Origin of the sequence: Pseudoxanthomonas kalamensis DSM 18571 (genome assembly GCF_010211745.1) — a bacterium.
GTDB classification, from domain to species: Bacteria; Pseudomonadota; Gammaproteobacteria; order Xanthomonadales; family Xanthomonadaceae; genus Pseudoxanthomonas_A; species Pseudoxanthomonas_A kalamensis.
This window is the reverse complement of the sequence record NZ_PDWQ01000004.1, coordinates 333,443-347,846: the sequence shown is the minus strand read 5'-3', so window position 1 is coordinate 347,846 and position 14,404 is coordinate 333,443. Positions and strand designations below refer to the sequence as shown.

11 protein-coding genes are annotated in these 14,404 nt (G+C 60.4%); 2 read left to right on the top strand and 9 right to left on the bottom strand.

All coding sequences use genetic code 11. The features are described from left to right. Positions 1 to 75: 75 nt before the first annotated feature. Positions 76 to 1,584: a lipopolysaccharide biosynthesis protein gene (locus tag CSC70_RS10260; RefSeq protein ID WP_162456535.1), complete on the top strand. Its 1,509-nt coding sequence runs from the start codon at positions 76 to 78 to the stop codon at positions 1,582 to 1,584. Between the two features lie 126 nt (positions 1,585 to 1,710). After that, positions 1,711 to 2,484 (top strand): YdcF family protein, encoded by a 774-nt coding sequence (locus tag CSC70_RS10255; protein ID WP_162456534.1) that lies wholly within the window; start codon positions 1,711 to 1,713, stop codon positions 2,482 to 2,484. A gap of 42 nt (positions 2,485 to 2,526) precedes the next feature. Here CSC70_RS10255 and CSC70_RS10250 read toward each other — a convergent pair whose 3' ends face one another. From CSC70_RS10250 to CSC70_RS10210, 9 genes are all read right to left on the bottom strand, one after another. Then, the gene (locus tag CSC70_RS10250; RefSeq protein WP_211369466.1) at positions 2,527 to 3,870 is read right to left on the bottom strand and encodes an O-antigen ligase family protein; all 1,344 of its coding nucleotides are present in this window, start codon (positions 3,868 to 3,870) and stop codon (positions 2,527 to 2,529) included. Between the two features lie 2 nt (positions 3,871 to 3,872). Further along, positions 3,873 to 5,747, bottom strand: coding sequence for an asparagine synthase (glutamine-hydrolyzing) (gene asnB, locus CSC70_RS10245; RefSeq protein ID WP_162456532.1), 1,875 nt, complete (start codon positions 5,745 to 5,747; stop codon positions 3,873 to 3,875). A gap of 1 nt (position 5,748) precedes the next feature. Continuing rightward, the gene (locus CSC70_RS10240) at positions 5,749 to 6,891 is read right to left on the bottom strand and encodes a glycosyltransferase family 4 protein (protein WP_162456531.1); all 1,143 of its coding nucleotides are present in this window, start codon (positions 6,889 to 6,891) and stop codon (positions 5,749 to 5,751) included. Between the two features lie 28 nt (positions 6,892 to 6,919). Then, positions 6,920 to 8,704 (bottom strand): asparagine synthetase B family protein, encoded by a 1,785-nt coding sequence (locus tag CSC70_RS10235; protein ID WP_162456530.1) that lies wholly within the window; start codon positions 8,702 to 8,704, stop codon positions 6,920 to 6,922. Further along, positions 8,701 to 9,849, bottom strand: coding sequence for a glycosyltransferase family 4 protein (locus CSC70_RS10230; RefSeq protein WP_162456529.1), 1,149 nt, complete (start codon positions 9,847 to 9,849; stop codon positions 8,701 to 8,703). Before CSC70_RS10230 ends, CSC70_RS10235 begins: the two co-directional genes overlap by 4 nt. Before the next feature lie 10 nt (positions 9,850 to 9,859). Beyond that, a complete protein-coding gene (locus CSC70_RS10225; protein WP_162456528.1) occupies positions 9,860 to 11,092 on the bottom strand; it encodes a glycosyltransferase family 4 protein in 1,233 nt (410 codons plus the stop codon). Continuing rightward, positions 11,089 to 12,237 carry a glycosyltransferase family 2 protein gene (locus tag CSC70_RS10220; protein WP_246189386.1) on the bottom strand — a complete coding sequence of 383 codons (1,149 nt, stop codon included), beginning with the start codon at positions 12,235 to 12,237 and terminating at the stop codon, positions 11,089 to 11,091. The genes CSC70_RS10225 and CSC70_RS10220 overlap by 4 nt, the downstream gene beginning before the upstream one ends. Continuing rightward, positions 12,234 to 12,992 carry a polysaccharide deacetylase family protein gene (locus tag CSC70_RS10215; protein WP_162456527.1) on the bottom strand — a complete coding sequence of 253 codons (759 nt, stop codon included), beginning with the start codon at positions 12,990 to 12,992 and terminating at the stop codon, positions 12,234 to 12,236. Before CSC70_RS10215 ends, CSC70_RS10220 begins: the two co-directional genes overlap by 4 nt. A 62-nt stretch (positions 12,993 to 13,054) precedes the next feature. Next, positions 13,055 to 14,401 (bottom strand): outer membrane beta-barrel protein, encoded by a 1,347-nt coding sequence (locus CSC70_RS10210; protein ID WP_162456526.1) that lies wholly within the window; start codon positions 14,399 to 14,401, stop codon positions 13,055 to 13,057. Between the last annotated feature and the right edge of the window lie 3 nt (positions 14,402 to 14,404).

Here is a 14,404-nt window from a genome sequence, read left to right as displayed (position 1 = left end):
TTCCTGGATGCTTAACTACAATGGATGCCTGGACGGAATTCAGCAGGTCCGAACGGGCGAGCCGGCACTCTTGTCATGACCGCGCCTTCCGACGAACCGGCGGCTGCGGGCGTTACGCCGCTGCCCGCAAAAAAGACCAGCGTCGGCACCCATTACCTGCGTTACTCCACTGCAAGCGTATTGGTGATGCTTGCGGGCCTGATTTCGTTTCCTCTGCTCACTCGCCTGCTGGACAATACCCAGTACGGAATCCTCGGTTACTACGAAACCTGGTTGATGCTGGCGGTCGGCGTGGCCAAGCTGGGCGCACAACACGCCATCCTGAGGTTTTATCCCTATAACGACGAAGCCAGCGGGTTGTCCGGCTTCGCGACCAATCTCTTTCTATTGCCGTTGCTGGTGTCCTGTGGAATATGGGCTGCCGGGCTAACGGTATTCGCCTGCCTTGACTGGTTCGGAGGCGCCTCGTTCTCCCCGGTGCTGTGGATGGCGGTGTTGATGGTGCCTCTGCAGGTATTCGTCAGCCTGGTGCAGATGGTGTTACGAGCAGGCGAGCATTCGGCGTTATTGATGGTTACCCGGGTAGTCTGGCGCTGGCTGGAACTGGTGACGATGGTTGGCGCGGTGTTGCTGCTGGAGCGTACGGCAGTGGCGGCTTATGGCGGGAAAATGCTGTCTGCAGCATTGGTTGTCGCGTATTACGTGTATTGGGTGCGTCGAAATCTGGAGTTCTCGCGTACTTTCGACTGGTCGCAGATGCGGCTTACCCTGCGTTATGGAATGCCGCTCGTGGTCAACGAGGTTGCCACCGTGCTTCTGATATCCATCGGACGCCTGATGCTGAAGGGTATGACAGGAGAATTCGCTGCAGTAGGCATATTCACTATCGGTTATTCGCTTGCGCTCCAGGTCAGTCTGTTGATGAGTACAGCCCTGTCCGAATCATTTATCCCGGTCGCCAATCGAAGTTGGGAGAACGGTGGCGCAGCCGCGGTACGCGAGCTCAAACGACGCGTACTGTTTCCAATGACCTATGCGGCAATCGGGATTGCGGTAGCCATCGCATGCATCGGCAGTGAGGCGGTGCGTGCGATCAGCGGCGCAGACAAGGCTGGTTCTGGTCCGGTATTCGCCTGGATCGGGTCGATGTATGCGCTGTATCCGCTGCTGGAGATCGGCGGATACGGCCTGCTCCTTCACAAGCGATCAACAACGGTCTTGTACCTGACCCTGGCTGCAACAACGTTGAACGTGATTCTCAATCTGTGGCTGATTCCCCAGCACTCGTACATGGGCGCCACCTGGGCTGCCGTGATCAGCTTTGCCGTATTGGGCCTTTCCCTCTATGCGTTTTGTCCGGCGGATCTGCGCTATCGCCCCGACAAGCGTGCGTTCGCGTTGTCATTCTCGGCAGCAGCGCTGTTTGCATTGGTGGCGGAGAGCAGTGACTTGTTTGGCCTGGTTTCGCCATGGGCGCGTTTGTTCGCGGCAGGCGGGCTATGGCTGGTACTCTACGTGATGCCTGTACTGGCTTTTGATGCGCGACTTCGCCGGATGCTGCTTGAAAGATTGGGGCGTGGTTGAGATGAGTTCGTGCCGATTGAACAGACCCCATTCGGCTCGGCACGTTAATGCTCTCTCCAGAGGATTGATGATCATCATGTGTGCGCTCTATGGGGTAGTGACACGCGTGATTGAGAGGGTTCGGAATTGATCCTGTTGTCTCCGCTCAGTTGGCTCCTTGTCGCGGCTCTTGCCGGCTTGGCCAGTGTCTGGTTTGCGCAAGCTGCGTGGTGTCGCTGGGTACGAATCGTGGCGGTGGGTTTGGCGACATTCTCGTTTTTGGCAATGACCCCAATGTTCGCGAACCTGCTGGTCGGCTGGCTGGAAGAGTATCCTCCGAAACCGGACTTCTGCGTGCGAGAAACCCCGAGTGTTGCGGTGGTTCTTTCCGGAGGTGTCGACCATTATCCGGACGATTCCGATCAGATATCGGTATTGAGTCTTGCCAGTCGCAGGCGCGCGGATAAGGCAATCGCTTGGTGGCAAGAGCGGCCAGGACGCAAGCTTGTTTTCGTTGGGGGCAGTCGTTGGGGGGGCGAGGCATCGGAGGGACGGTTGCTGGCCAACTACGCACTTCGGTTCGGCGTCGATCCGGATGCGGTCTCAACAGAAGGTGAGTCCAGCGACACTTGGGAGAACGCATTCAATGTCGCAGCGCTGCGCCCTGTGTTGCCGCGTCGCGTGGTACTAGTGACCTCGGCGATGCACATGCCTCGTGCCGAGTTTTCGATGCGCAAGGCCGGGTTTGAAGTTTGTGCCCTTAGAGCCGACTGGCACTACGTTCCCTTCCGGCGACTGAGCTATCTGATTCCGAGCAGTGGGGGACTCAGGAAGACAGAATCGGCGTTGCACGAGATTGTCGGGTTGCTCTATTACCGGGTGAGGTTTGCAGGCGGAAAAGCGGGAAATGAGGAGGAATGAATCTTCCACATTGATTCCACCCGTCATTCGGTGTGAGGGGGCTCAGGTTTCTCTGGGACCATATCTGCCGGGAGCGATTTTCGCGGCAAGTGGAAAGCGCTGGCCGATTGCTTCCGCCGTGGACAGGTGCTTGGTGGTGCCAGTCTGATTCGTAGCCGTGGCACCAAGTCGCTTGAGACCTGTGTAGTGCTCCATCAGTCCGCACAGGGCCCAGAAGTTCGCCATGACCGAGCCTTCGAAGAACGGGCTGCCGTACACATTACCCAAGGCGGTGGATATGACCACCAGTACGAAGCCAAGTGACAGCGCTTTGGCTTCGGTATCGCTGGCAGGCACTGACCTGACGAATCCCATGCCCATCCGCAATAGTCGCCAAAGCAGATAGAACAATGCGAATACTCCCAATGGCCCGCATTCGCCAAGCATGAGGAAGTAGATGCTGTGGGCATCGTAGCCGGCATAGCGCGGGACATAATTTCCAATGTACTGCTTGAATCGATTGAGACCGACGCCTGCAGGATGCTCTTTCCACATCTGGATTGCGCCACCCCAGATTTCAAATCGGCTGGCGGTGCTGACATCCAGCTGCTCTTCACCGACTGCATCCTGTTGTTCAGTCTCGGCCACGCGTTGAGTGACGCTTTCCGGCAACAGGCTGATCGCGGGCACCATCAGCAGGCCGATGAGCGCGGCGAGCACGAGATTTCGACGCAACAACAGCAAGGCCAGTCCAACCAGAGCGATCAGGTACGACTGACGGGAATAAGTGGCCATGATCGCCACGGCCATGATGGCGCAGCCGCCGATTGCCGCCATGCGCCAGAACTTCTGCTTACGGAAAAACAACGCCATGGCGATGAACATCGGAAGAAACATCGCGTAGAACACGCCTGCACGATTGGCCGTGCTGTAATCCACGCCGAACGGGCCGGATGCTCGTCTTGATTCGTTGTAATTTCCGAAGCCGTAATCCAGGCCTTCCCGAACCGCTTCCAGACCTGCCACCGCTGCGACCACCATCAGGAAGATGATGAGTTGGCGAGTACCCTTCACGTCCTGACCGCAGCGTCGGTACACGAAGTACAGCAGGGGATAGAAGATGAGATTCTTCAGATAGGTGAAATCTTCCATGAAGCCGAGAGGCATGGTTGCCTGTGCAATGACGAATCCCACGATCAGCGTCACGAACAGCAATACCAGCGCGTAGGTGATCGGCCCGGTAGGTTGCAGTGGCTGGCAGCGTTTTCCGCCTGCCAGCAGGGCTATCACCACGACAAGGAAGATGATGTTGGCCAGATTCAGGCCGGGGATGCCCGTTTCCACCGAAAGATGAAGCATGTTGGGCATATACAGCAGCGGCATTGCCAGTAGCAGGCGCATCCACATGGTCAGTCGCCCCCCACGCCATCCAGAAAGCGTTGCGCCCATAATTCCAGGCACAACGATTGCCACAGGGCTTCTCCGCGATCGATGTCGTGGTACAGGTGGTCATGCAGCAGCGTCTGTGCTTCCTGCGGGTGAAGCAGTCCGCGCTCGCGGAACGCTCTACTGGCGAAGGTGTCGGCGGCCAATGTGCGCAAAGGTCCGCGGAACCAGTCTGCCAGCGGTATGGCGAAGCCCTGCTTCGGCTTGCTGAGAGTACGAGGCGGCAGCCACTTGCCGGCGACTTCGCGCAGCAGGTGTTTGCCGCGGCCGTCGCGGATACGGTACTGCACGGGCAAGCTGAGTGCGAATTGCGCCAGGTCCGGCTGCAGAAATGGCGAGCGACCCTCAAGCGAAGCGGCCATCGACATGCGGTCCATCTTCACCAGGATGTCGTCCGGCAGATAGCTCTGCAGGTCGATGGCGACCATGCGGTCGAGCGGCTCGTCGGATGCGCCAAGCATGCTGTCAGGGTCGTCCAGCACCGGCAGGTAGAAATGGCTGCCCCCGCCGGCCTGTGGCCGCAGCCGCCCGGCGATATCGGAGCGCATGACCGCCACGCCGCTGAGGTAGCGCTCTTCGAATGGCAACTGCAGCCGTTCTCCGACGCGACGGAGGCGTTCGCCATGCGGATTGGGAGCTACGCGGCCGGCCAGTTCGAGCAGTGTGGCGACGGGTCTGCGCAGACCGCCAAGGCGTTCCAGCTTCAACAACCGCAGGTAGCGGTCGTAGCCGCCGAACATTTCGTCGCCGCCATCGCCGGTGAGCACCATTTTCACGTGCTGGCGCGCCAACTGCGAAACCAGGAATGTCGGTACTGCCGACGAGTCCGCGAACGGCTCGTCGAAATGCCACACCAGTTTATACAGCAGCTCCACTGCATCCGGTTCTACGACGAGTTCGTGATGTTCGGTTCCGAGATGGTTCGCTACACGTCGGGCATCGTCAAGTTCGTTGTAGGCGGCTTCGCGAAAACCGATGGTGAAGGTCTTGACCGGGCGATCCAGGTGTCGCGCCATCAGCGCGACTACGGCGCTGGAATCCAGTCCGCCGCTTAGAAAGGCGCCGAATGGAACATCGGATACGAGGCGGCTGGCGACGGCCCGATCCAGCAATCGTTCGAGCTCCATCGCGGCTTCGGTTTCGTCGAGCACGGTCTTCGGCGACAACGATGGTTGCCAATAGCGGTGCAGGTCGATCCGGCCGTCGCGGTAGCGCAGCCAGTGCGCAGGTGGAAGCTTGCGGACGCCCGAGAACACGCTGTACGGGCAGGGAACGTAGCCGTAGGTCAGGTATGCACGGAGAGCATCGTTGTCCAGATCGCGAGGACAGTCTGGCGATTGCAGTAACGATTTCAGTTCGGATCCGAACAGCAGGCGACGTTCGTCATGGGCGTAATACAACGGTTTCTCGCCGAAGCGGTCCCGGGTCAGGATAAGTTCCCGGCTACGCTTGTCCCAGATCGCAACGCCGAACATGCCATCAAGTTGTTCGAAGATGCCGACGCCGTCCCGAAGAAACCCCTGCAGAACCACTTCGGTATCGCTGTGGGTGCTGAACTGATGGCCGTCGCGTTCAAGGCCTTCCCGGAGTTCTCGGTAATTGTAGATTTCGCCATTGAAGACGATGCAGACTTGACCGTTTGCGGCGTATATCGGCTGATGCCCACCACCAACGTCGATGATCGAAAGCCGGCGCATGCCAAGCAATGCGCGATCGTCGTGGTGCAGGCCTCCGTCGTCGGGGCCGCGATGATGAATCACGGAGTTCATGCGCAAGCCCAGAGCCGGGTCAGGCGCAGGTTGTCCAGGAGCGACAACCAGACCGGCGATGCCGCACATGTCAGGCGCTCCGCTGGCTGACGGAAGCAGGCATCGCACGCGGCTGCTTGCCGCGATACAGCTGCACCAATCGGTTGAGTACCTGCTCCAGGCCGGCTTGGCGTTGCACGGAGGCACGCGCAGCTTCGCCCATCGCGGCGCGAGTGGCTGGATCGGTGGCTGCGGCATCGGCCAGACACTTGGCCAACCCGGTGCGGTCGCCGGAGTCGAATAGCCAGCCGTTCTCGCCCGGCAGCACGAAATCCTCATTGCCGCTGATACGGCTGGCTATCATCGGCAAGCCGGATGCCATGGATTCCAGCAGAGTGTTGGAGAGTCCCTCGATACGAGAGCACAGCACGCCGATGTTGCCATCAGCCAGCACATTCTCGATATCGTCGCGGTGTCCGGCAAACTCCACCTGATTCGAGATGCCGAGGTGTTGTGCTTCCTGTTTGAGGTGGTTCTCCAGCGTTCCGCTGCCGACCACGAGCAGGCTGGCCTGCGGGTGCGTCGGAGCGATATCGGCGAATGCGCTCAATAGCATCTGCAGCCCTTTTTCAGGCACAAGCCGGCCAATGAACACGAATCTCGGGGGGGCATCCGACGCACGGGTGATGGAGGAAAAGCGCGAGGTATCTACTGCATTTGGCAAGGCCACGATATGCTCGGCCGGGATTCCACGTTCTATCAGGGTCAGTGCGATGCGTCGGCTGATGGCCTGCCAGGTTTCCGTTCTGCGCAATGCGGTTCTGGCGAGCGCATTGACGGGTCCAGGACGCTTCGCCAGCGTGCCTTTTTCAAGCTCCCACCACCCCGAGACCTTGGTCAGTACACGCTTGTCGAGCCAACGTCCCATCAGCGCGCAGATCGCGGCCATGCGATGGGCGATATGCACGTGCCAAGCGTCGTAGCGCTTCCGCCGCGAATACAGGAAGGCGGTGGTACGAAGCCACAGTACCGGTCCGCCAAGCAGCGGCAGGCCTGGCAAGCGTAGGCGACACACCGCAGCACCTTCGTAGCGGGATACCTTCTCCTGCGCTCCCCAGCGAACGCAGGGGGCAAGGATCGTCACCCGGTGCCCTCGCGCGCGCAAGCCACGCGTCAGCGTCCGAACCTGCGCCTCGGCGCCGCCACCGCGATCCGCGGGGTAGGCCGCCTCCATGACCATCAGTATTCGCAGTGGCGGAGCATCAGGCGGCATCCATGTATCTCCGTAGCCACAGTTCAAGCACCAGCAACTGCCAGAGGGCGTTGGAGTAATCCCAGCCGCCGGCCATGTGCAGGTTGATCAACCGGGTGACGAATTCCTGGTTGATCCAGCCGCGCTCCAGAGTGCGAGCATCCAGCAATACTTCGCGCACGCGAGCCTGCAAAGCGGGGTCTTCCTTCATCCATACCGCAATCGGCAGGCCAAAGCCCTGTTTTCGCTTGCGTAGTATTTCGACAGGAAGTATTCCGTCCATCGCCTGCTTGAACAGGTAACGCTTCTTCAGGCCGCGAACCTTGTAATGGGATGCCAGGCGTCCGCAATAATCCACCAGATCCTGGTCGAGGTAAGGGAACCGCACCGATACACCATGCCACTTGCAGGCGCGATGCACTTTCACCAGATCGTTCTGGGCGATGGCCATCAGAAGGTCCAGGCGCATGATCTGGTGGAGCGGTTCGGTGCGAGGGCCCGTGGAGAATACGCCACGCATGAATTCCAGAGACGCATCCTGTGGCACCTGCGCACGGAATTCGGGCGTGAGGAGTTCTTCGTAGAAATCGGAAGCGAAGGAATCGTCGGTATAAAAGCGATCCGGGTTCGGAAGCGAGGCGCGGCGAGTGAAGTTTCGCACGCGATTCAGTACGTGCACATGACCCCCGCCCAGCACGTTTCCCACCGCGCGAGCGGCCTGTTTCAGCGGGCCGGGGAGACGGTAGAAGCTCTCCATGACCTTGTCCTTGGCGTAGCGCTCATTGCCGCCGAAGATTTCGTCGCCGCCATCGCCCCCCAGCATCAGCCCGAATCCATGCGTTTGCCCGAGTTCGGCGCAGCCGAGGGTCGGTATTGCCGAGGCGTTGGCGAAAGGTTGGTCGTAGGCATCTATCACCGAGTCCAGGAGGTCCAGAGCCTGTTTTCTGTCTATCCTGGCCAGGTGCGGTTTCGCCCCGCAGGCTTCGCCGGCGATACGAGCAAAATCCAGCTCATCGTATCCGGCCTCATGGAAGCCGATCGAGCATGTATGCACCTGGGATCCGCCCTGGCGCGACAGAATGCTGACGATGCTGCTGCTGTCGGTGCCGCCACTGAGGAAACAGCCCCAGTCGGAGTCCGTCTGCGGGCGGAAATCATGCACCGTGGCCTGGATGCGGTCGCGGAGTTCCGTAGCCAGTTCCGTGTCGCTGCCATGCAGATCGGCCGGATACTCCGGCACGTAGTAGCGCGTACTGTGTTGGCTGCTGAGGCCGAGAGTGAGTACGGTACCTGGTTCGACCCTGCGGATGTCGCGGCAGATGGTCAATGGTGCGGGAATGCAGGTGAAATTTAGGAAGTGATAGACCGCGGACGGATCTGCAGCCCGGCGGACGCCTGGGGCATCCAGCAGAAGGCGCAAGTCGGTGGCCACGGCGAAATGGCCGTCACGCTGGTACCAGTACAACGGCAGCGATGCAAAGTGATCGGTAAATATCCGGATTTCATCCGCGCCTGGTTGCCACGCCGCAAATGCGAAGCGTCCACGCCAGTGACGTTGCGGCACGGACTGATCGGCGGAGGCTGCATCTTCGAGTCGACCGGAGATCAGGTCGGCAATCGCCGCCCATCTCCTGCCGCTCGGGTGCTGCCCGGATGGCACCTCGCCACTTGCGTACAGATGCAGATCATCGTCTCCGGTATCCAGGCGGCGCAAGTCGGGATGGCGAGCCAGCCACTCGGCAGCGCGTGGGCCGCAGGCCAGTACGAAGTCTGCGCGCGTGGAGGCGATGGTCATGCTTTGTCCCCACGGCTGTCTGCAAGCGCGGAAGCATTGATGTCGGAGGCGTGCTTCGCGTCCAGGCAGCGCGCATAGACCGCGGTGGTCGATTTGACCATTTGCGCCACGGAGTAGCGTCGCCGTGCCTCATGCAGTGCTTTCTGCGCCAGCCGCTCGCGCAATCCGGCATCGTTGGAGATTTCCTGCAGCCTGTCCGACAAGACGCTCGAATCGTCATCGGGAAACAGAAGGCCAGTGGCGCCATCGTCGATCAGTTCGGGGTTCCCGCCCACATCCGAGGCCACTACCGGACAACCGGCGGCCATTGCTTCCATCACCACGTTCGACATGCCTTCATAAGAGGAGGGTAGAGTCAGAAAGTCCGCTGCCTGCATCAACCGGGTGGCATCGTTGCGTTCCCCGAGGAAGCTGACATCGGCATCCAACCCGGCTTCTCGGCAGATGCTCTCGAGCTCCCCGCGGAGCGGACCATCGCCGGCCAAGGCAATCCAGGGGCGGTGCCCGGTCGGTATTTCCCCCAGCGCCCGTAGTAGGCAGGGAAGGTTTTTTTCCTTCACCAATCGACCGACAAACAGACCGAACGGCCGGTTCTCAGGCGCTCCGAGTTCAGTGCGTAGGTGCTCGCGCTGGCCTGGCAGCAGCGATTCCGGGAATCGCATGCCATTGGGCACCACGTCAATCGAGGACAGGGGGATATTGCCGCGTTCTACAGCCGCGGCGGCGCCTGCACGCGCGTTCGCGATTACTGCGGTGCTGCGAGCCAGGACGAAACGTTTCAATTGCCAGAAGCGCTCGGATTCCGCCAGATACAGGCCGCGGATTGATGCGACAAGTGGCAGCTGCTTGCCCGCCAGCCGGCTGGCCAGCAGTGTCCAGAGTTCGGCGGTCAGCGAGAATGCGTGTACCAGGTCGTAGCGTCCGCGTCTCAGCAGCGTGGCGTAGGCCAGCAGAAAGCGCAGGTCGAGTCGCCCGCGCTTCGGAACATGGTGAACCGTCACGCCATGGGCATGAAGATCGTCGACCAGGAATGAGGCATTGCGGAAGAACACCAGTTCAGGTTGCCATTGCGAGCGATCGATGTCGCGCAGCAGATGGACGACCTGGCGCTGGCTGCCGCCGACCTCCATTTCGTCGCTGACCACGAGAAGCTTCCTAGGCGCCATATGCTATGGCCTCCATGTGCTTCTGCAGGCGGCGCGCTTCCTTGCGAGCATCGAATTCGCTTTCGATCTTGACCCGCGCCGCATCGACAATGCGCGTGCTAAGCGCCGCGTCGGCCAACAGGCGTTGCATGGCGTCCGCCAGCGCACGGGGTTGCCTTTCTTCCACCAGCAGGCCCTGGGCCCCATCCTCGATCAGCTCGGGAATGCCGGACACGCGCGTGCTGATGACCGGGCAGCCAGTAGCCATCGCTTCCATGAGAGCCACTGGAATACCGTCACGATTTCCGTCTTCAGCGACCTCCGATGGCAGTACGAACATGGATGCCTGAGTCATCCAGCTTCGTACCACGTCTTGCGGTTGAGCGCCGGCGAATTCCACGTGTTCGCCCACACCGCGTTGCCGGGCGAGTTGGCGAAGTTCGCCTTCCAGCGGGCCAGATCCCAGCAGATGGCAATGGAAGTCGATCCCACGTTCGCGCAACAGCGCCAGTGCCTCGATCAGGGTGGCGAAACCCTTGATCGGATCGAGTCTGCCCACGGCAAGGATCTGGCCTGGCTCGCGTCCATCCGGATTCCAGGGATTGCGCTCCAGGTCCACACCGCAATGGATGATCTTCAATTTTTTGTCGGCCAGCGGCGTCTCGCGTTCACTGAGCCAACCGACATTGAATCTTGAAATGGTCACTGCCAATGCCGCGTCTTCTATCTTGCGCGCGATCAATTGCCGCTCGATGAAGATGTCGTGTGCATGGCTGGTGAAACTGAATGGGCGACACAGTACGCGAGAGAGTGTCCATGCCGCAGTGGAGGGGTAGGTGGCCCAATGCGCATGGATAACTTGGGGGTCGAAATCGCGAAGCCAGTCGACATGTTCCAGACCGCGAGCCCAGGCGGCCAGAGACTTGCCCAACACAACCGGCTTGCGCCAGTTGCCAGCGATGATGGTCGCGAAGGTCGACAGGGTTTGGCCAGGGCTCCGAAGAAATGCGCTGACCAGACCGGCAAAGACGCTCCAAAGCGTCTTCGGGTGGCGCACCCGATCCATCAATGCCGTCGCATCAGCCTGCACAAGACTTTCGGATGGTGATTTCAGAGAAATGATCCGAACGTCCACGCCGTTTTCGACGAGCGCGTTTATCTCGCGCACGATGAAAGTCTCCGACCAGCACGGGAACAGCGAAACGATGTAGACCACACGCTGCAATGGAGGCTGCGAGTTCATCGTGGCGCATCTCCCAGCCGTGTGGTCTGCCACAAGTGTGCGGACGGGTTTTTCACGTAATCGGACAAGGCCAGCATGGCGCTGGCGTTCAGGCTGAGGAAGGCGGTAGCCAGGCGAATGGGTACGAAAGCCGTCAGTTTCGGCCATCCCCTGCCCAGTGCCGCCAAGGTGTAGGCGATCAGTTGCAGGGCCAGCAGGGTCGGATACAGCGCGCCACCTCGAAGAGCCAGTATTGCATTGCACAGCAACGCCAACGCGAGCAGCCAGGGCGCCAGCAGGCGCAGCCACTTGTGCCCCCACAAGCGCAATGCCAGCGGGTGACGGCCGGGCACCGCAAGCGATGGCTGCAGGTGCAGAAGCTGATAATTGCCTGCGAGAGTACGGCGCTTCCGCCGTTCCTCGTCAGCGGGGTTGGACGGGGTGCGGTCGAAAGCCAAGGCGGTCTGAACGAAGACCACGCGATGACCCGATGCGGCAATGCCGAGTGGGATCCACATGTCGTCAAGGACTACGCCGGCTGGTACATGCGGGATAAGTTTCCGCTGGGCTGCGTACAGCGCGCCGGTCACGCCGACCAGCGAACCGCTGCGGCTTTCCAGACGACGGAGAGCTTTTTCATAGCGCCAGTATGCATCCACACCGCGCCCATATCCGTCATCCGCATCCAGCACCAGCTCGCCACTGGCCGCGCCTACCGACGGATCGGCCAGTGCAGCCGCCAGTTCGCGTGCGGCCAGGGCATCGATTCGCTGGCGAACGTCGGTGAACAGCACGACGTCGGAATCGAGCATGCGGATCGTCTCGCCAAGGCATGCCGATTTCCCGCGTCGCTCCGGATGGGCGAACACCCGCACGCGCGCAGGGTTGGCGCTGCGCGCGATGGATTCACTGTCATCGCTGCAGCCGTCGCAAACCACGTTGATGCGCAGGCGATCGCCGGGGTAGTCCAGCGCTAGCAGGTTATCCAGCTTCGCCTGCAGATCTTCGGCGCCATTGTGGACGGCAAGCAGTACGTCGATACGCGGAAAATCCGGTTGGACGAGCACCGGGCGAGGGCGCAGGCGTGCCAGCAAGGCCATCGTCAACGGATAGCCGACGTAGGTGAATGCGATCAGAAAAAGCGAGAGCCAGAACAGTGCGATCACGACGCTCCTCGCAATGCGGCTAGAGTTCGTGCGCGTACACGTTCATAACCGGCATCCCCAAGCATCCGTTTAGCCAGGGAGAGTCCTTGGTAGCGGAGGCGTTCGCGCAGTATCGAACTGCGGTTTCCTTCTATCCAGCGAGCGAAGACGGTTTCGTCGATGGCCCGGGTTACGGCCATGCGCGGAATGGATGAGTCTCCCGGAAGTACTCGGGGCAGCCTGCCTGGTATGGACGACAGGATGCGGGCATATCCACATTCGCGCGCGATTGCCGTCAGGTTCGCCGGCATCCGCCCGCCCGGGGGCGCCAGCAGAGTAACCGGTTGACCGATGCGCTGCTCGATCTCGTGTCGTGCTGCAGACAGTGTTTCTCGCAGCTTGCGCGCGGAGAGGTGGGTCAGGTAGACATGGTCATAGCCGTGCGACTGGATCGACATGCCGGCTTCGGCCATCTCCCGCAGTTCGCTCCAGCGAGCGAACCCGGGTGTCCCCACGGTGGCCGGGTTTATGAAGAAATCCGCGCGCATGCCATGCTTGAGCAGCATTGGAAATGCAAGCGTGAAATTGCTCATGTGGCCATCGTCGAAAGTCAATATTGCTTGCGCTTGCGGGAATCCGTTCAGTACGGCGGCAGTGCTGGTGCCGCCCTGAGTTGCAGCCAGTTGCTGCAGGTGGCGATCGAAATCATCTGCATGCAGCGTGTAATGCGGGTCCTGTCCGCTGGGCATTTCCTCCCGAAACAGGGCGTGATACATCAACGCCACGGTGGGCGACCGGGTTCCGTTCGCGGGATGGGTGATAGGCATTGCCGAATGTCTCAGCGGAAGTAGCTGATCGACAGCACCACCAGATTTTCGACGTAATCCTGTCCGCCGACTGAGCTGTTGCGCTTCCGGTAACGATAGTCGAATTGTGCTCCCCAGTGCCGGGTGAACCGATATGCAAGGCCGGCGCCGGTGATGAGGTCGGAGTCGCTTCGATCCGAGGTGACGAACTCACGGTCGTTGTGCTGGGCAACGAAGGTAAGGTCGAGGCGAGGGCGAAGGTTGTACAGGCCACTGATCCCGAAGCCTTGGCTGTCGACATCGAAGGTATCGTCGCGCAAATACCTCAACTGCTCGTAATAGGGCTCTGCCAGCAACCTCAGGCGCTCGCCAGTGTATTCGTATGTCAGCGAGACACGCTCTTGCCTGAAGGTGTCCGGGATGATCTGCAGGTTGGGATTGTCGGGCTCGCCGATGATCGGACTATTGGGATCGACAGGCCCCGGCAACGTTCCGGGCGCGCCGACGCGCCGGATCAGATCCTGTGAGGAATCACCGAACTGGTAGTCGAAATTCCCGCCAAGCGAGCTCCGTGCCGTAGCCTTCCATCGCAGATAGCCGCGAAACAGGGCACTAGAGAAGCTCTCGGAATCTTCTGGCTCCAATCGCGAGTAGCCAGCATCGACGCTCAGTTCCAACTTGGCCAGCTCACTTTGATAGGTGGCGTACAGGTCGTAACGCTTGTAGTTGTACAGCTCCGAAATGTTGTCGTATTCGGTGTTTCCGGCCTCAGCATTCAGCGCCAGTGAGCTGGTTTCGCTCAAGAGGTGTGTCATGCGGGCGGCAATATTGTAGCGATCGCTGTTCAGGGACTCGGTCTCTTCGGCCCAGCTATTGATGTAACGCAAGTCCAGTTGGCCCTGGGTGGTCTCGTTGAAGCGCGCCAGGAAGGTTGGGCCACCCTCGAAAACGTTGATCTGCTGCTGATTTCCCGGCGTGAAAGCGGCTAGGGAATCGACGGATTGCTCGCTCAGGGTGTCGCGTGCATAGAGAGTGATGCGCTCCGGAACGATTTTCCACTCCAGGTCGCCAGAGAATTCGCCGCGGGCATCGTCATCGAATGTGTCATCCAGGTAGTCCAGATACTGGACGGCACCGCTGAAATCTGCAGTCACGGCCGAACTTTCCTCGGTGAAACGGAACCTCACCTGCGGAGAGAGGATATTTTCGCTGACGTTGTCCTGAACCAGCGCGATATTGTCGCTGTGCATGTAGCGCATGCTCAGTTCGTAATCCAGTCGTGCGGCACTGGAGACGGCCGGAAATGTCGCGACCAGGGCGCCGAAGATCGCCGTGTGCGGCATATGCCGGAGCGCGCGCTTGCGGTTATCGCTGGTCATGTG